Here is a 15,859-nt window from a genome sequence, read left to right as displayed (position 1 = left end):
GGCCTCCGACGTCACCGATCCGGAAGCTACCGAAACGGCGCCTCAGTCGTCGAGCGGATTATCCACGTCGATCGCGCCGGAATCGATCTCGGCCTCGACCTCGCGGACCGCGGTCACCATGTTCTCCGTCTTGCCGTACGCGACCTCGCGCGGCAGGAGCTTCAGCCCGCAGTCGGGCGAGACCGTGAGCTTCTCCGGCGGGACGACGCGCAGCCCCTGCCGGATGTTCTCCTTGATCTCCTCGATCGGCTCGACCTCGGCGGTGTGAGCGTCGACGACGCCGAGCGCGAGGTCGGGCTCGAATGTCGGCTCGGTGAACGTCGGGATCTGCTCGTACTCGCCGTTACACAGCTCGACGTCGAACTCGTCGATCGGGTAGTCGTTGATCTCGGGGTAGATCCGCGAGTAGTCGCCGTAACAGACGTGGAGGCCGATCCGGACCTCCTCGTCGATGCCCGAGACGATGCGTTCGAGGGCCTCGCCGACGATAGCGTGGTCCTCTGGCGTCGTCGCCAGCGCGGGCTCGTCTATCTGGATGTAGCGCGCGCCGGCCTCGACGAGCTTCTCGACCTCCTCGTTGACGAGGTCGGCGAGGTCGTAGACGAGCTCCTCGGTGGAGGGGTACGCCTCGTTGAACGCCCAGAAGCCGAGCGTGTACGGCCCCGTGATCGGGACCTTGACGGGGCGCTCGGAGACGTCGGACGTGAACTCGAACTCGTCGACGAGCCACGGCTCGTCGTACGCGACCTCCTCGACGACGCTCGGCTTGTCGAAGTAGTTGTGGCCCCACACCTTCACGGGGCCGTTGAACTCGTAGCCGTCGATGCGGTCGGCGAAGAACTCCACCATCTCGTTGCGGCGCATCTCGCCGTCGACGACCGTGTCGAGCCCCGCGCGCTCGTGCTCGCGGGTGATGAGCCGGCAGGCGTCGTCGTGGGCCTCATCGAGGTCGGACTCGTCGAACTTCGAGTCGGGGTCGTCGACCAGCTCGTCGGCGCGGTTCAGCCACTTCGGCTTCGGGTACGAGCCGACGACGGTCGTCAGCAGGAACGCGTCGTTCGGGTGGTCGTGCGGGCGGAACTGGTCGCGGTTGGCGTCGGGGTTTCGGACCATCAGTCGAGCACCTCCGCGGCGGCGGCCAGCGCGTTCAGCTTCGCGCGGTACTTGTTGGCGGGCAGGTAGAACAGCTCGGTGTTCGGCGTCAGGTAGGTCCGGTCGAACCCCTCCGCGGGGACCTGCGACTCGAACCACTCGACCCGCTCCGCGACCGTCTCCGGCTCCTCGACGAGCGTGTTCTGCCCGTCGACGAGCCCGAGCGACAGCGAGTCGGTCGCGCCGAACTCCTGGACGTTGTAGACGGTGTCGTCGCGGTCGCCGGCGACGAGGTCGAGCCCGAGCGCGTCCGCGCCCGCCTCGTCGACGAGGTGGGCGTACAGCTTCTCGCCGAGCGCGCCGTACGAGGTCTGGACGACCACGTCGGCGTCGGTCGCGTCGGCGACCGCCGCGATCGCGTCCGTCGCGGTCGACTCCTCGCCCTCGGCGGGCGGGCTCGTGACGAGCGACGGTTCGAGGAGGAACAGCGTCTCGTGGGCGGGGAACGCCGCCACCTCGCCCGCGAGGAACTCGGCGACCGCGGCCTGGAAGTCGGCCTCGTCGCCGTAGCGCTCGTCCGTCGCGAGGTCGGCCAGCGAGTACGGGCCGGGGAGCGTCGCCGCGAGGGGCGCGTCGGCGGCGCCGTCGGCGTCGGCGAGCAGACCGGCGGCCGCCTCCAGCTCGCGCGCCACGTCGCCGGAGAAGCCGAGGTCGTCGACGACGCGGGGGTCGCGGTAGAAGTTGTTGTTGTCGTAGTACCGCACGATCCCGCCGGTCTCGACGCCGTCGTGCACCGTCAGCGGGTGCGCGATCATGTCGTCCCAGCGGCCCTGCCCCTCGACGACGCGGTCGAGGCCGGCGTCCAGCTGGTCGTCGACGAACTCCGCGCGGACCTCGTCGTACTGCTCGACGATCGCCTCGCCCTCGTCGCCGCTCAGCAGGTCGCCCTTCTGGTGGCCCTTGAGGTCCGAGAGCGTCTCTTTCGCCCGGTCCGGGAGCGGGTACAGCCCCGGCGTGGCCGCGACACGTTGAGTCATCACCAGAAGTTCGATATGCCGCCGTATAATATTTGCTAATGTATTTTATGCTCAATAGTTATTTCTCCACACACGGCCGAACGGTTAAGCCGACCCTCGCGGATCCGTACCCATGACCGTCGTCTCCCTGTTTCCCTCCGCCACCGAGCTGGCGGCCGCGCTCGGCGCGGTCCCGGCCGCGGTCTCGCACCAGTGCGACCGCCCGCCCGCGGTCGACGACCGGCCGACGCTCACCGGGCTCGTCCGCGACCTCGACGGCGACCCCGGCGACCTCGACCGGGTCGCCGCCCGCGACGACACGTATTACCTCGACGGCGACCGCCTCGCCGCGGCCGACCCCGACGTGATCTTAACCCAGGGCGTCTGCGCCGTCTGCGCGCTCGACGCGGGGCTCGCGCGCCGCGCGGTCGAGCGCCTCGACCTCGACGCGGCGGTGCTCGACGTCCACGCCGCCGACCTCGACGACGTCCTCGCGAACGTCGAGCGCGTCGGCGAGGCGGTCGGCCGGCCGGCGGCCGCGGCCGCCCTCCGCGACGACCTCGACGCCCGGATCGACGCTGTCGCCGACGCGGTGCCGTCGGACGACCCCGCCTCTCCCGGCAGCTCTCGCCCCCGCGTCGCCGTCCTCGACTGGACCGACCCGCTCCGCCACGCCGGGCTCTGGGTTCCCGATCTGGTCCGGACCGCCGGCGGGGAGCCCGGGCTCGTCGCGTCGGGCGAGCGGTCGCGGAGGATCGATCCCGACGACCTGCGCGCCTTCGACCCGCAGGTCGTCGTGGTCGGTCCCTGCGCCGCCGACGTCGACGAGGCCGAGCGCGCGGCCCGCGACCTGCTGGCCCGCGAGCCGCTCGACGGCGTGTCCGCGGCGCGCGAGGGTCGGGTGTACGCGATGGACGGCACCGCCTACCTGAACCGCCACAGCCACCGCGTCGTCGACGCGCTGGAGGCGCTGGCGGCCGTGATCCACCCGGATCGATTCGAGGGATCGGACGAGAAGGTGCGGCGCGTCGACCCGGCGGCGGCCGAGGCCTCGCGCGACGCGTGAGCGCGCCTCACTCCCGGCGTTCGAGCCGCAACACGGTGAGCGTCTCGAACGGGAACGACTCCTCGACGACGGGCTCGCCCTCGAACCCCGCGTCCTCGATCAGCGCGAGCACCTCGTCGTAGCCCGTCAGCGAGGAAACGAGCAGGAGGACGACGCCGCCCGGCGCGAGCACGCGTCCCACGTCGGCGAGGAACGGCTCGATCAGCTCGCGGCTCGACTCCCCGCCCGAGAGCGCGCGCTCCATCCAGTCGCCCCACTCGTTGTCGGGGTCGGTCGGGAGGTACGGCGGGTTGAAACAGACGGTGTCGAACGCGCCCGCGCGGAACGGGGCACAGAGGTCGGCGACGACGGCCTCGACGCCGCGCTCGCGGGCCTCCCGCGCCGCGTGCGGGTTGAGGTCCGCGCCGACCACGTCCAGGTCGCGCTCCGCGGCGATCCGCGCCGCGACCCAGCCGGAGCCGGTGCCCACCTCCAGCACCCGACCGCGCGCCGCTTCGAGGGCGGCCTCGGCGAGGAGCCCGGAGTCCTCGGCGGGCTGGTAGACGACCGCGTCGTCGACGCCGCGGCGCGCCGCGAGGTCGGACCCGGAGTCGGGGGCCGCGTCCGGACCGTTCGAGTCGCTCACTCGTCCGTCCCCTCGCCGCCGTCGCCTCCGCCGTTCGCGTCGCCGCTCCCGTCGCCCCGCTCGCCGCCGTCGCTCCGCCCGCCGCCGCGCGTCGCCGCTCGCCCCTCGACCGACGCGTCGAGCTGGGGGCCGGACGTCCCCTCCTCCCGCGCCGAGAGCGTCTGCTGCGGGAACGGGATGACGATGCCCGCGTCCTCCAGCGCCGACTTGACCGCGCCCATCGCGGCCGTCTGGGTGCGCCAGCGCTTCCGCATGCTCGGGTTCCGGATCCAGTAGCGGGCGCCGAGGACGACCGCCGAGTCGTCGAACCGCTTCGTCACGACGTCCGGCTCCGGCATCGCGGCGATGTCGTCGATATCGGCGATCGCCTCCTCGATCACCGCCGCCGCGCGGTCGAGGTCGGTCGCGTAGTCCACGCCGACCTCGACCTCGATCCGCAGGCGGTTCCGGCGCGACCGGTCGATTATCGACCCCGAGCGCACGTCGTCGTTCGGCAGCGTGACGACCTCGCCGTCGAACGACCGGAGGCGGGTGCTCATGATCGAGATCTCCGTGACGGTCCCCTCGTGGTCGCCGACCTCGACCCAGTCGCCGACCTCGAACGGGCGGGAGAACATCAGCACGAACCCGGCGAGGATCGCCCCGAGCGTCTGGCGCGCCGCCATCCCGACCACGATCCCGAGGAAGCCGGCGCCGACGAGGAGGCCACCGACGTTGTCGGTGAACAGCCCGACGACGACGAGCAGGGCGAAGGTGTACACCGTCAGCTGCGTGAGCCGCCGGACCACCTCCTCCTGGTGGTCGGTGAGGACGCTGCTCTCGGCGGATATCTCGCGGATGACGCCCCCGAGGAAGTCGGTGATCGCGTAGGCGCTGGCCAGGAGCACCACCGCGATCACGACGTTCGACAGCTGGTCCGTGACCGCGGCCGCCTCGAACGCGCCCAGCAGCGCGCCGCTCCGGTCCCACACGAACAGAAGCGAGAGCGCCCCGACCGCGGTGGCGGCGCCGACGGACGCCGAGAGCAGCAGCCGCCGCGTCGAGGAGATGTCCCCGTTCCGCCGCTTCGCCCACGCGGTGAGCACCCGCACGCCGAGCACGGCCGCGACGATCAGCGCCGAGGCGATGGTCCGCCTGACGTTCTCGGTCAGCGCGCCGTAGAGGTCGCCGAGGGGACCGCCGGCGGTCCCGGCGGCGAGGAGCTCCGGGACCGGGGCGACCGAACCCGCCGCCGCGGCGAGGGACCCGATCGCGAGCGCGACGTCTGCGAGCGTCATCGGCGCGGTCACACCTCGGTCGGCGCGCCGTGCTCGCGGGCCAGCTCCGCCAGCGCGGCGAACGCGCTCGGCTCCAGCGCGCCGGGCCGCCGGCGGAGCACCGCCTCGTCGGCGGCCTCGACGACGGCCTCGGGCTCGTCCAGCCCGGAGATGTGGCCGGTGTTCCGGACCGCGTTCCGCACCGTCTTGCGCCGCTGGGTGAACAGCGCCTTCACGAACCGGAGGAAGAACGCCTCGTCGCCGACCGCGTAGTCGGGGTCGCGCGGCGTACACCTGACGACGGCGCTCTCGACGGCGGGCCGCGGGTCGAACGCCTCCTTCGGGACGCGCTCGACGATCTCGACGGCGGCGTAGTGCTGGGCGGACACCGAGAGCCGACCGTACTCCGACTCGCCGGCGGACGCCACCATCCGGTCGGCGAACTCGGCCTGAAACATCAACACGAGCGGCTTCTTCGCCGGCAGCAGCCGGAAGGCGATCTCCGAGGAGACGCCGTACGGGAGGTTGGCGACGCAGGCGGTAAAGGGCGGGAGCTCGACATCGAGCGCGTCCCCCTCGATCACGTCGAGGCGGCCGTCGTCGACCGCGGTCGCGAACTCCTCGCGGAGGAAGTCGGCGAAGGTCCCGTCGCGCTCGATTACGGAGAGGCGACCGGGGACGGCGCCGCGGTCGCCGGCCGCGTCGCGGTTCCCGGAGGCGTCGGCGTCCTCCGCGACGATCGCCGCCAGCAGCCGGTCGGTGAGCGCGCCCGCGCCCCCGCCGATCTCCAGGAGGTGACTCCGGTCCGCGTCGTCGGGGAGGTACCCCGGGATCCGGTCGAGCACGCGGTCGTCGACGAGGAAGTGCTGGTCGCGGTCCGGGTCCGCGCGCTCCCCGGCCCGCCGCGCGAGGGCGTCGGGGTCGCGGTCCCCGTACCCCGCGGTCTCACCCGTCGATAGGTCGGTCATGGCCGCGATACGCCGGCGTTCCGGGTAAAAGTCCCGTTTCGGCTCACTCCTCGCGCCCGGCGAACGTCCGGTACTTCAGGTCGTCCTCGCGGATCTCCTCGACGATCCGCTCGACGATCACCTCCCGCGGGCGGTGGAGCCCGGAGACGCGCTCGGACACCTCCTCGAAGCTCTCGAAGGGCCCGCGCTTGCGCTCGTCGAGAACGTTGTTCCGGAGCTGCTTGCCCACCCCCGGGAGGAGGTTGAGCTGGTGGAGCCGGAGCGTGATCGGGCCGGCCTCGTTGTAGAAGTCGACGAAGCGCCTCTCGTCGGCGTCGACGATCGCCTCGACGGCGTACTCCACCTCCGCGGCCGCGTTCCGGGTGAGGTCGTCGTACTCCACCTCGCGGTACCGGCCGACCCCGGGGCCGTCGAGTTCGACCCGGTCGCCCACCGACGCGTCCGCGCCCTCGTCGAGTCCGAGCTCGTACAGCCGGAACGAGTCGGTCCCGAGGCCGTACGCCACCGGCGTCTTCCGCGACGGCGGCCGGTCGTCGTCCGGCCGCCCGTTCGGGAGCACGTCCAGCAGGACGGCGACGGGGCCGCCGTCGTCGTCCGCCGCGTCGGGCGCGTCGGAGTCGGGGTCGCTCATACTCGTTTTACGCCACCGAACGGTGAAAAAACCGCTGCCGCGTCGACCTATCGCGAGAACTCGATCGCGGCCCCCTGCCCGAAGCCGACGCAGAGGGTCGCGAGCCCGCGGTCGGCGTCCCGCTTCTCCATCTCGTGGAGCAGCGTGACGGGGAGGCGCGCCCCGGAGGCGCCGAGCGGGTGACCGAGCGCGATGGCGCCGCCGTTGACGTTGTAGACGTCCTCGTCGATCTCGAGCTCGCGCCGCGAGTACTCGCACTGGGAGGCGAACGCCTCGTTGAGCTCGACGAGGTCGTAGTCGTCGATCGACCGCCCGGCGCGGTCGAGCAGGCCCCGCGTCGCGGGCACCGGGCCGATCCCCATCACGGTGGGGTCGACGCCCGCGACGTTGTTCGCGCCGACCTCCGCGAGCACGTCGAGCCCGTGGTCCTCGGCGAACGCCTCGCTCGTCACCAGCGTCAGCGACGCGCCGTCGGAGATCTGCGAGGCGTTCCCGGCCGTCACCGTCCCGTCGCCCGTGAACGCGGGCGGGAGCTCGGCGAGCGTCTCGGGCGTCGTGTCGGGGCGGATCCCCTCGTCTTCCTCGACGAGCCCCTCCTCGGTCTCCACGGGAACGATCTCGTCGTCGAACCGGCCGGCGTCGGTCGCCTCCGCGGCGCGCCGGTGGCTCCGGGCGGCGTACTCGTCCTGGGCCTCGCGGCTCACGCCGTACTCCTCGGCCACCTTCTCGGCCGTCATCCCCATCTGGAGCTGGAAGACGTCGTACTCCTCCGACAGCTCCGGGTGGAGGTGCTCGTAGGCGTCGCCGTCCATCGGGACGCGGCTCATGTTCTCGACCCCGCCGGCGATGACGCAGTCGCGGTTCCCGGCCGCGACCGCGTCCGACGCCGAGATGATCGCCTGCATCGAGGAGGCGCACCAGCGGTTGATCGAGGTCGCGGGCACGGACTCGCCGAGCTCCGAGAGCAGCGCGATGACCCGGGCGACGTTGTTGTCCTGCTCGGTGCGCTGCTGGGCGACCCCCCACATCAGGTCGTCGACGTGGTCGCCCGTCAGCCCGGTCTCCGCGAGGACGTGGTCGATGAGCCGCGTCGAGAGGTCCTCGCTGCGGGTGTCGGCGTAGACGCCCCCGTCTCTCCCCTGCGGCGTCCGGTAGGCGGCGGCGATCACCGGCGTGGTCTCGTCTGTCATGACCGATCAGAGACCGGTGACGTTCTTAAAGGGCCGTGGAACCGCCGGGAATCCGGCCGCGGTTTACGGCCCGTCCGCGAGGAGCGGTTCGCCGGTCATCTCCGCCGGGCGGTCGAGCCCGATCAGCTCCACGAGCGTCGGCGCGACGTCGCAGAGCGAGCCGCCCTCGCGGACCGCGCGCCCGCCGCCGTCGCCGTCGGGGGTCAGGTAGACGAACGGGACCGGGTTGAACGTGTGGGCGGTGTGGGGGTCCTCGGGCGTCCCCATGTCGTCGGCGTTGCCGTGGTCGGCGGTCACGACGGCGTGCCCGCCCGCGTCGGCGACCGCGTCGAGGAGCCGGTCGAGCTGCGCGTCGACCGCCTCGACCGCCGCGACGGCCGCGTCGAAGTCGCCGGTGTGGCCCACCATGTCCGGGTTCGCGTAGTTGAGGACCATCAGGTCCGGGTCCGCGTCCCCGATGATCTCGATCGCCTCGTCGGTGAGCTCGGGCGCCGACATCTCCGGCTGTTGATCGTACGTGGAGACGTCGGGGCTCGCCACGATCTCGCGCAGCTCGCCGTCGAACGCCACCTCGCGGCCGCCGTTGAGGAAGTAGGTCACGTGCGGGTACTTCTCCGACTCGGCGATCCGGAGCTGCGTGAGCCCCGCGTCGGCGACGACCTCGCCGATCGTGTTCTCGGGGACCTCCGGCGGAAACGCGACCGGGAAGTCGAACGTCTCGTCGTACTCGGTCACCGTCGTCATCCGGATCTCGGGCTGGTCGAGCTCGAACGCCCACTCGGGCCGGGTGTCGGTGAGCAGCCGGACGAGCTGGCGGGCGCGGTCCGCCCGGAAGTTGAAGAAGATCACGGCGTCGCCGTCGGCGAGCGCCGGCCCGTCGCCGACGAGGGTCGGCTCGATGAACTCGTCCGTCTCGCCCCGGGCGTGGGCCTCGGTCGCGGCCTCGACCGCCGTCTCGGCCTCGTGCGGCGCCTCGCGCTCGACGATCGCGTCGTACGCCGTCCGCGTCCGCTCCCAGTTCTCGTCGCGGTCCATCGCGTGGTACCGCCCCGTGACGGTCGCGACGTCTCCGGTCCCGCGCTCCGCGGCCTTCGCCTCCACCTCGGCGAGGAAGCGGTCGGCGATCTCCGGGGCCGTGTCGCGGCCGTCCGTGAACGCGTGGGTCGTCGCCGGCACCCCCGCGTCGGCCGCGGCGTCGATCAGCGCGAGCAGGTGTTCGACGTCGGAGTGGACGCCGCCGTCGGAGACGAGCCCCATGAGGTGGACCCGCCCGCCGGTCGACTTCGCGTGTTCGAGCGCCCCCGCGATCGCGTCGTTGTCGGAGAGCGACCCCTCCGCGAGCGCGTCGGTGATCCGGGTGTACGCCTGCTTGACGACGCGGCCCGCGCCGATGTTCAGGTGGCCGACCTCCGAGTTCCCCATCTGGCCCTCGGGGAGCCCCACGCGCCGCCCGTGGACGACGAGGCGGCCGTCGGCGCCGCGCGCGGTCGCGTCGTCGAACGCGGGCGTGTCGGCGGCCGCGACCGCGTCCCGGCCGGCCGGCCGCCCCGAGGGGTCGACCGTCTCGCCGTCAGCGCCGTCGCCCCCGCTAGCGCCGCTCCCGAGTCCCCAGCCGTCGAGGACGATGAGTGCCGTCTCCATACGCCCCGTTCCGCTCCCCGGGGTAACTACCCTTCGCTCCGGGGGCCTCCGAGCGCCGGTCGGCGGATCCCCCGACAACGAGCCGACCGCGGCCCGGAAGTCAGCCTTTTACCCTCCGGAGGCTAACCATACGTTAATGGACTCCGCGGTACTGCTCGATCTCCTCGGGAACGAGAACCGGCGGCGCATCCTCCGGCTGCTCGCGACCAAGCCCTGCTACGTCACGGAGATCTCGGAGTACCTCGACGTGAGCCCGAAGGCCGTCATCGACCACCTGCGCAAGCTGGAGGAGGCCGGCCTGATCGAGTCGACGACCGACGACCAGCGCCGGAAGTACTTCCGGATCACCCGCAGCCTCCGGCTGGAGGTCAGCGTCTCCCCGTACGGCTTCGGCGCGAAGAGCGCCTACCCCGCCAAGAACAGCCTCGACATGTCGGGCCGCTGTCCCCACCTCACCATCGAGGCGCCCGACGGCTCGGGGGCGTCGAACGACATCGCCGACCTCGCGGGCGAGTACGCCCGCCTCCAGGACCTCGACCGCGAGCTCTCGCTGGCCCAGCGGTGGGTGCAGGGCCGGGTCGAGGACACCCTCGCGCGGATCGACGAGCGGCTCGGCACCGAGGCCGACAGCCGCTTCTACGCAGCGATCCTCGCCGCGGTGATCGAGACGGACGGGACGCCCGCGGCCGTGGCCGACGAGGTCGGGGCCCGCGAGGCGGCCGTCGGCGACGCGCTCGGCCGCCTCGCCGACGTCGGCGTGCTCGCCCGCGAGGCCGACGGCGACGCCGAGCGATACCGCGTCCGGTAGCGGGCCGGCGCCCCGCGCTCTCCCTCGCCGCTCGCGCTCCCGTCGCCCGCGTCCCCGTCGCCTCCGGTCTTTCGCATCCCCGGTCCCTCGCATCCCTGTCTCCCGTGTCCCCGGTCCCTCGCGTCCCCGTCTCCCGACCCTTCCTCTCCGCACGGCCGGCCGCTTCCGGAACCTTTTGGACCGCGCCCGGAGGAGGACGCGTGTGAGCAGAGCACGGGACCTCGCGCTGTTCCTGATCCTCGCCGCGGTCTGGGGCTCCGCGTTCATGGCGATCAAGGCCGGGCTGGCGTACTTCCCCCCGGTGCTGTTCGCCGCGCTCAGGTACGATGTCGCCGGCGTCGTCATGCTCGGGTACGCCGCGTACGTCGTCGACGACCCGGTCCCCCGCGGGCGCGACGAGTGGACGGTCGTCGCGGTGGGCGCGACGCTGATCATCGCCGCCTACCACGCGTTCCTCTTCATCGGCGAGACGGACCCCGCCGTGACGAGCGCGGTCGCGGCCGTGATCGTCAGTCTCTCGCCCGTGCTGACGACCGTCTTCGCGCGCGCCTTCCTCCCCTCCGAACGCCTGACCGTCGTCGGCGTGATCGGGCTCCTCGTCGGCCTCGTCGGGGCGATCGTGCTGGCCGCGCCCGACCCCGGGAACCTGACCGGCGGCGGCACGGTCGCGAAGCTCCTCGTGCTGCTGGCGGCGGCCTCGTTCGCGCTCGGGTCGGTGCTCACCCGCGCGTCGGACGCCGACCTCCCGATCGAGACGATGGAGGCGTGGTCGATGCTCCTCGGCGCGCTGCTGATGCACCTGCTGGCGGCCGGGCTGGGCGAGTCGGTCGCCGACGTCTCGTGGACCACCGAGGCGATCGCGGCGCTAGCGTACCTGTCGATCGCCGCCAGCGGCCTCGGCTTCCTCATCTACTTCGACCTGCTCGACCGGCTCGGGCCGATCGAGATCAACCTCGTCTCGTACGTCGCGCCGATATTCGCCGCGGTCGCCGGCTGGCTCTTCCTGAGCGAGGTGATCTCGCTCAACACGGTCGCCGGCTTCCTGATCATCTGCGTCGGGTTCGCCCTGGTGAAGCGGGCCGCGCTGCGGTCGGCGCTCCGCGAGTACGGCGTCGTCGACTGAGCCCGCCGGTCGCCGGCGTGCCACCGCGACGCACGCCCGGGAACCATTTTTGTCGGCCCCCCGAGACGGGCCGTCGTGTTCCCCGAAGCGATCGAGACGGACCGGCTGCGACTGAAGCCCCGGCGACCCGAGAACGTCGATCTCGACGCGTGCTACCGGATCTGCTCGTCGGACCCCGGGATCGACGAGGTGACCGCGCACGTCGCGTGGGACCCCCACGAGACGAAGAAGGAGACCCGCGAGTTCCTCGAACGCGGCCGCGAGCGGTGGGAGAGCGGGGAGGCCGCGAGCTACGTCATCCGCCCCCGCGAGGGCGAGGACGGCGCCGGGGAGATAGCCGGTTTCGGCGGCCTCTCCGTCGACTGGGAGACCCGGACCGCCGAGCTCGGCACGTGGCTCCGCAAGCGGTTCTGGGGCCGGGGGTACTCCGGCGAGCGCGCCGCGGCGCTCGTCGGGGTCGCGTTCGACGACTTAGACCTGGAGGTCGTCGCCGTGAGCCACCACCCCGACAACGACAACTCGCGGCGCGCGGTCGAGAGGTACGTCGACCGGTTCGGCGGGCGCCGCGAGGGGCGCCTGCGGAACACGCTCGCCCTCCCCGACGGGAGCGTCCACGACGAGGTGCGCTACACGGTCTCGCGGGCGGAGTGGCGCGAGGCGACGAGCTGACCCAGTATCGGTCTGAACGGTCGCAATCAGCTCTGAAACGCCACGTTCCGCACTCCGTCCCGAGCCAACAAACACTTACCACCGCCGAAACGACTCGGGGTATATGTCAGTCCCCGACCGAACGAGCGGCCCGAACGCAACGAGCGGAATCGTCGGCGGCGCGGCCGCGGGCGCCGCCGCGTACGTGCTCGGCTACCTGTTCGCGTACCTCACGCAGCGGTCGGCGGTCGAGAGCCAGCTGGAGGGGTTCAACTTCTTCGCCGACCTGTTCGGCGGGGACCCGATCCCGACGTGGCAGGCGATCGGCTGGGTGTTCTACAACGGGCACTTCGTCGACACGCAGATCCCGTCGCTGGTCGGCGGCTCGCAGCTCACGAACCTCATCTCGCAGGCCGACGGCGGGTCGCTGACGCTGCTGTTCGTCGTCCCGCCCGTCCTGTTGACCCTCGCCGGGCTCGCCGCGAGCCGGGTCGCCGGGGCGAGTGAGCCGGCGGACGGCGCGAAGGCCGGCGCGGCCGTCCTCGTCGGCTACCTCCCGCCGGCCGTGATCGGCGCGTTCCTCTTCCGCTACTCGGTCGGCGACGGGGCGGTCGCGCCCGACCTCGTCACGGCCGTCCTCCTCGCCGGCGCGGTGTACCCGGCGGCCTTCGGCGCGGTCGGCGGCGCGGGCGCGACGCTGCTGAGCGACTGACCGATCGAAACGGCGGCCCGGCGAGCGCCGGGCGCTCAGTAGTCGCCCTCGTCGGGCTCGACGCGGTCGCCGTACTCCCGGACGGGATCGACCGGTCGCCCCTCGTCGGTCTCGGGCGCGACGTAGTCGACGAACGACTCGACGTCGGGCTCGCGGACGCGGACGTCGACGTCGATCTCGCCGAGCTCGTCCGACTCGCCGACGGCGAAGTTGACGATCCCCTCGAACGCGGCCTGCTTCTTCAGCGAGAACGAGAACCCCTCGTCGTCGCTGTTCCGCAGGAACACCCGGCGGGCCGTGTCGAGGATCTCCTGCTCGTGGAGCACGTCCGAGAAGGCGTCGAGGGTGTGCGCCTCGGCGACGAGCCGACCGTCCTCGTGGACCGGCTCCGCGTCCGGGAACACGTTCCGCACCGCGTCGTCGACTCGGTCCGTGACCTCCGTGTCGCGGACCAGGACCTCGATCCGCACGTCGATGCTGTAGATCACGCGCCGTCACCCCCGGCGTTCGCGGTCGCCGCCGACCCCTCGCCCGCATCTCCTTCCTCTCCCTCCTCCCGCTCCGCGTCGACCCCCAGCACCGCCCGGACGCGGCTCCGGAACTCGTCGAGCGTCCCGGTGTTGTCGATCTCGACGTCGGCGCGCTCTAGGGTGTCGCCGAGGCCGAGGTCGATCTCGCGCGCGTCGCGCTCGCGGAGCGCCTCCAGATCGGAGTCGGAGTCGTCGCGCCCGCGGGCGTCGAGGCGCTCGGCGCGCAGCTCGAACGGCGCCCGGATCGCGACGAGCGTGAAGCCGTCGCCGAACGCCTCGCGGAAGCGCTCCATCTCGACGGTGGAGCGCAGCCCGTCGACGAGGACGGTCTCGCCGCGGTCGCTCTCGGCGGCGGCCTCGCGGATGCGCGGGAGCGTGCGGGCGGCGATGGCGTCGTCGCCCTCCTCCTCGCGGAGCGCCCCCGCGATCCGGCCGTGGTGCTCGGCGGGGTCGAGCCCGCGGCGGCGGCACTCCGCGCGGATCACGTCGCCCATGACGACGACCGGGATCCCGGCCGCCTCGGCCACGTTCGCCGCCTCCCCCTTCCCGCTCCCGGGGAGCCCGACGGTTCCGATGACGTTCATTGGCGGCGAGTAGTCCCGTGCCGGACTTAGGTCTGCTGTTGGCGCGATCGGCCGGTTCGAACCGTCGGCGTTTTTTATATCGGGCGGTAGAGAACGAGGCGAGGGCACGTAGCTCAGCCAGGATAGAGCGTCGGACTTCTAATCCGATGGTCGTGGGTTCGAATCCCACCGTGTCCGTTCGTTCCCTGCGGTCACTCACGGACACGGTTTACTCCCACTCGCTCCCTGCGGTCGCTCGCGGGAGTCCCACCGTGTCCGCTCTCCGCGAGCGGAGCGAGGGGTAGCGGCACGGGGATTCGAGTCCCGCCGTGGTCGTGAAGCCGCGAGACGACACGACGCGCACCGGGTGAACCGGGGCGTCACTCGTTTCACACGAATAACGTATTTACCGGAGCCCGGCGTCATCAGTTGGTATGAACCCTCCAGCCGGATTCCTCGCCCGTCAGAAGCTAGTCGCCGGGGTCGTCACCGCGGCGTTGTTAGCGCTCGGGGGCGCCCTGTACGGCGCGCTCCCGGATCAGATGGCGATCCACTGGAACGCCGCCGGCCAGCCCGACAACGTCGTCGAGAAACCGATCGCGGTCCTGATGATGCCCGCGATCGTCGTGTTCGTGAGCGTGCTGTTCGAGGTGACCGGCAGCGACGTCGGCGAGCGCATCGTCGGCTCGCTGGCGATGATCCTGCTGTTCGTCGTGCAGCTGATGGTGTTCGGGGTCAACCTCGGCTACGACGTGCCGATCGTCCCCGTTGCGCTGGCGCTTGCGGGCGGGCTGGTGGCCGTGGCCGTCTGGTTCGAGACGCGGTAGAGAGGGTCGGCGCCGTTAACCTTGGCGGCGGAGTCGAGACGTTCGCGTCTCAGTCCGCTACGCTCGGCGTCCCCAGATACTCCTCGTTGATCTCGTACTCGCCCTCGTCGTTCTCGACGAGGTACTCGCCGTAGTAGGGCACGCGGTTCGCCACGACCGCCTCGAACGTCTCCGCGATCTCCGCGCGGGTCATCTCGCCCATCGACCGGAGGTCGTCGTTGCGGTTGAGACACCCCTTCAGGTACCCCTCGTGGGTGACGCGGACGCGGCCGCAGTTGGCGCAAAAGTCCTCGTTCTCGACGGGGTCGACGATCTCGACCATGCCGCCGCCCTCGCCGTCGGCGTCCTCGCCGACGAAGTACCGCTTGCGGTCGTGCATCTCGCGGTGCTCGACCCGGTCCGCCTCCTCGGCGAGCCAGTCGTGGACGCGCCCGATGTCGATGTTCCACTCCGGCTTGCCCGTCAGTTCGGGCATGTACTCGATGAGCTGGAGCTGGAGCCCCTCGTTGTCGGCGACGTGCTCGACCATCTCCTCGACGTAGCCCGCGGTGTGCGTGAACACGACCATGTTGAGCTTCACGGGGTCGAGCCCGGCGTCGACGGCGGCTCTGACGCCCTCCAGCACCTGCTCGTAGGCGCCGGACTTCGTCACTTCCGCGAAGTCGTCGGGGTCGAGCGCGTCCTGCGAGACGTTGACGCGGTCGAGCCCGGCCGCCTTCAGATCCTCGGCGCGCCCGGGGAGGAACGTGCCGTTCGTCGTCATCGACACCTCCATCGAGTCGGGCGTGCGCTCGACGATCTCCTCGAGGTCCTGCCGGAGCATCGGCTCGCCGCCGGTGAACTTCACCGAGTCGACGCCGTACCCCTCGACGACCTCCAGGAAGCGGACCACGTCGTCCGCGCTCATCTCGTCGTCGCTCGGCTCCATCGGCCCCCGCGTGTCGCCTAGCCCCTCGTTGTGACAGTAGACGCAGTCGAAGTTACAGCGGTCGGTCAGCGAGACCCGCACCCCCGTCACCTCCCGCCCGAAGTCGTCCGCGAGTGGCCCGGTCATGTCCGAACGGAGCGGGTGGGATCGCTTAAGGGTCCGGGTCGATCGCGCCGGCGCGTAACTCTCGGCGGTTACGTCCTCTCGCCGGCGGCGTCGACCTCGCCGGGCGTCC

Annotated in this window: 17 protein-coding genes and 1 tRNA gene; 7 read left to right on the top strand and 11 right to left on the bottom strand. The window is 71.8% G+C overall.

Annotation, left to right across the window (positions count from 1 at the left end; all coding sequences use genetic code 11):
• Positions 1-42: 42 nt before the first annotated feature.
• Together ACFQMF_RS11700 and ACFQMF_RS11695 are read right to left on the bottom strand one after the other, a co-directional pair.
• A complete protein-coding gene (locus tag ACFQMF_RS11700; protein WP_256407977.1) occupies positions 43-1,113 on the bottom strand; it encodes a methionine synthase in 1,071 nt (356 codons plus the stop codon).
• Positions 1,113-2,129 (bottom strand): 5-methyltetrahydropteroyltriglutamate--homocysteine methyltransferase, encoded by a 1,017-nt coding sequence (locus tag ACFQMF_RS11695; RefSeq protein ID WP_256407976.1) that lies wholly within the window; start codon positions 2,127-2,129, stop codon positions 1,113-1,115. The genes ACFQMF_RS11700 and ACFQMF_RS11695 overlap by 1 nt, the downstream gene beginning before the upstream one ends.
• A gap of 112 nt (positions 2,130-2,241) precedes the next feature.
• On the opposite strand from ACFQMF_RS11695, the gene ACFQMF_RS11690 reads away from it, so the two are divergent.
• Positions 2,242-3,174: an ABC transporter substrate-binding protein gene (locus ACFQMF_RS11690; RefSeq protein WP_256407975.1), complete on the top strand. Its 933-nt coding sequence runs from the start codon at positions 2,242-2,244 to the stop codon at positions 3,172-3,174.
• A gap of 7 nt (positions 3,175-3,181) precedes the next feature.
• Here the strand turns inward: ACFQMF_RS11690 and ACFQMF_RS11685 are convergent, their stop codons facing one another.
• The 6 genes from ACFQMF_RS11685 to gpmI all read right to left on the bottom strand — a co-directional run bounded on the left by ACFQMF_RS11685 (position 3,182) and on the right by gpmI (position 9,485).
• Positions 3,182-3,799 (bottom strand): HemK2/MTQ2 family protein methyltransferase, encoded by a 618-nt coding sequence (locus ACFQMF_RS11685; RefSeq protein ID WP_256407974.1) that lies wholly within the window; start codon positions 3,797-3,799, stop codon positions 3,182-3,184.
• On the bottom strand, positions 3,796-5,076 hold the full coding sequence (locus ACFQMF_RS11680; RefSeq protein ID WP_256407973.1) for a mechanosensitive ion channel family protein: 1,281 nt from the start codon (positions 5,074-5,076) through the stop codon (positions 3,796-3,798). The genes ACFQMF_RS11685 and ACFQMF_RS11680 overlap by 4 nt, the downstream gene beginning before the upstream one ends.
• A gap of 8 nt (positions 5,077-5,084) precedes the next feature.
• The gene (locus ACFQMF_RS11675) at positions 5,085-6,023 is read right to left on the bottom strand and encodes a 16S ribosomal RNA methyltransferase A (RefSeq protein WP_256407972.1); all 939 of its coding nucleotides are present in this window, start codon (positions 6,021-6,023) and stop codon (positions 5,085-5,087) included.
• A gap of 43 nt (positions 6,024-6,066) precedes the next feature.
• Positions 6,067-6,654, bottom strand: coding sequence for a DUF655 domain-containing protein (locus ACFQMF_RS11670; RefSeq protein WP_256407971.1), 588 nt, complete (start codon positions 6,652-6,654; stop codon positions 6,067-6,069).
• 47 nt (positions 6,655-6,701) lie between these two features.
• The gene (locus ACFQMF_RS11665; RefSeq protein WP_256407970.1) at positions 6,702-7,844 is read right to left on the bottom strand and encodes a thiolase family protein; all 1,143 of its coding nucleotides are present in this window, start codon (positions 7,842-7,844) and stop codon (positions 6,702-6,704) included.
• A 63-nt stretch (positions 7,845-7,907) separates the two neighbouring features.
• Positions 7,908-9,485 (bottom strand): 2,3-bisphosphoglycerate-independent phosphoglycerate mutase, encoded by a 1,578-nt coding sequence (gpmI, locus tag ACFQMF_RS11660; protein WP_256407969.1) that lies wholly within the window; start codon positions 9,483-9,485, stop codon positions 7,908-7,910.
• Positions 9,486-9,621: 136 nt separating this feature from the next.
• On the opposite strand from gpmI, the gene ACFQMF_RS11655 reads away from it, so the two are divergent.
• From ACFQMF_RS11655 to ACFQMF_RS11640, 4 genes are all read left to right on the top strand, one after another.
• Positions 9,622-10,293: an ArsR/SmtB family transcription factor gene (locus ACFQMF_RS11655; protein WP_256407968.1), complete on the top strand. Its 672-nt coding sequence runs from the start codon at positions 9,622-9,624 to the stop codon at positions 10,291-10,293.
• Positions 10,294-10,495: 202 nt separating this feature from the next.
• Positions 10,496-11,416: a DMT family transporter gene (locus ACFQMF_RS11650; RefSeq protein ID WP_256407967.1), complete on the top strand. Its 921-nt coding sequence runs from the start codon at positions 10,496-10,498 to the stop codon at positions 11,414-11,416.
• Between the two features lie 75 nt (positions 11,417-11,491).
• Complete coding sequence (locus ACFQMF_RS11645) at positions 11,492-12,085, top strand: GNAT family N-acetyltransferase (protein WP_256407966.1); 594 nt, start codon at positions 11,492-11,494, stop codon at positions 12,083-12,085.
• Between the two features lie 103 nt (positions 12,086-12,188).
• Entirely contained in the window at positions 12,189-12,776 is a 588-nt protein-coding gene (locus tag ACFQMF_RS11640; RefSeq protein WP_256407965.1) for a DUF7978 family protein, read from the top strand.
• 35 nt (positions 12,777-12,811) lie between these two features.
• On the opposite strand, the gene ACFQMF_RS11635 is transcribed toward ACFQMF_RS11640, so the two are convergent.
• Both ACFQMF_RS11635 and ACFQMF_RS11630 read right to left on the bottom strand, forming a co-directional pair.
• Entirely contained in the window at positions 12,812-13,264 is a 453-nt protein-coding gene (locus ACFQMF_RS11635; RefSeq protein ID WP_256407964.1) for an RNA-binding domain-containing protein, read from the bottom strand.
• Positions 13,261-13,890, bottom strand: coding sequence for an AAA family ATPase (locus ACFQMF_RS11630; RefSeq protein ID WP_256407963.1), 630 nt, complete (start codon positions 13,888-13,890; stop codon positions 13,261-13,263). The genes ACFQMF_RS11635 and ACFQMF_RS11630 overlap by 4 nt, the downstream gene beginning before the upstream one ends.
• A 102-nt stretch (positions 13,891-13,992) precedes the next feature.
• On the opposite strand from ACFQMF_RS11630, the gene ACFQMF_RS11625 reads away from it, so the two are divergent.
• Positions 13,993-14,067: transfer RNA gene (locus ACFQMF_RS11625), tRNA-Arg, on the top strand.
• 236 nt (positions 14,068-14,303) lie between these two features.
• Positions 14,304-14,696, top strand: coding sequence for a DUF1648 domain-containing protein (locus tag ACFQMF_RS11620; protein ID WP_256407962.1), 393 nt, complete (start codon positions 14,304-14,306; stop codon positions 14,694-14,696).
• Between the two features lie 49 nt (positions 14,697-14,745).
• Here ACFQMF_RS11620 and moaA read toward each other — a convergent pair whose 3' ends face one another.
• A complete protein-coding gene (gene moaA / locus ACFQMF_RS11615; protein WP_256407961.1) occupies positions 14,746-15,750 on the bottom strand; it encodes a GTP 3',8-cyclase MoaA in 1,005 nt (334 codons plus the stop codon).
• Between the last annotated feature and the right edge of the window lie 109 nt (positions 15,751-15,859).

It is taken from the genome of Halorubrum rutilum, assembly GCF_042665015.1.
GTDB lineage: Archaea > Halobacteriota > Halobacteria > Halobacteriales > Haloferacaceae > Halorubrum > Halorubrum rutilum.
The sequence above is the reverse complement of the archived record's forward strand: the minus strand, read 5'-3'. Positions and strand labels throughout refer to the sequence as shown.

Bases quoted from the DNA above. Each gene is read 5' to 3' on its own strand.
- ACFQMF_RS11700 (WP_256407977.1), bottom strand. From the start codon at position 1,113: ATGGTCCGAAACCCCGACGCCAACCGCGACCAGTTCCGCCCGCACGAC.
- ACFQMF_RS11695 (WP_256407976.1), bottom strand. From the start codon at position 2,129: ATGACTCAACGTGTCGCGGCCACGCCGGGGCTGTACCCGCTCCCGGAC.
- ACFQMF_RS11690 (WP_256407975.1), top strand. From the start codon at position 2,242: ATGACCGTCGTCTCCCTGTTTCCCTCCGCCACCGAGCTGGCGGCCGCG.
- ACFQMF_RS11680 (WP_256407973.1), bottom strand. From the start codon at position 5,076: ATGACGCTCGCAGACGTCGCGCTCGCGATCGGGTCCCTCGCCGCGGCG.
- ACFQMF_RS11675 (WP_256407972.1), bottom strand. From the start codon at position 6,023: ATGACCGACCTATCGACGGGTGAGACCGCGGGGTACGGGGACCGCGAC.
- ACFQMF_RS11670 (WP_256407971.1), bottom strand. From the start codon at position 6,654: ATGAGCGACCCCGACTCCGACGCGCCCGACGCGGCGGACGACGACGGC.
- ACFQMF_RS11665 (WP_256407970.1), bottom strand. From the start codon at position 7,844: ATGACAGACGAGACCACGCCGGTGATCGCCGCCGCCTACCGGACGCCG.
- gpmI (WP_256407969.1), bottom strand. From the start codon at position 9,485: ATGGAGACGGCACTCATCGTCCTCGACGGCTGGGGACTCGGGAGCGGC.
- ACFQMF_RS11655 (WP_256407968.1), top strand. From the start codon at position 9,622: ATGGACTCCGCGGTACTGCTCGATCTCCTCGGGAACGAGAACCGGCGG.
- ACFQMF_RS11640 (WP_256407965.1), top strand. From the start codon at position 12,189: ATGTCAGTCCCCGACCGAACGAGCGGCCCGAACGCAACGAGCGGAATC.
- ACFQMF_RS11630 (WP_256407963.1), bottom strand. From the start codon at position 13,890: ATGAACGTCATCGGAACCGTCGGGCTCCCCGGGAGCGGGAAGGGGGAG.
- ACFQMF_RS11620 (WP_256407962.1), top strand. From the start codon at position 14,304: ATGAACCCTCCAGCCGGATTCCTCGCCCGTCAGAAGCTAGTCGCCGGG.
- moaA (WP_256407961.1), bottom strand. From the start codon at position 15,750: ATGACCGGGCCACTCGCGGACGACTTCGGGCGGGAGGTGACGGGGGTG.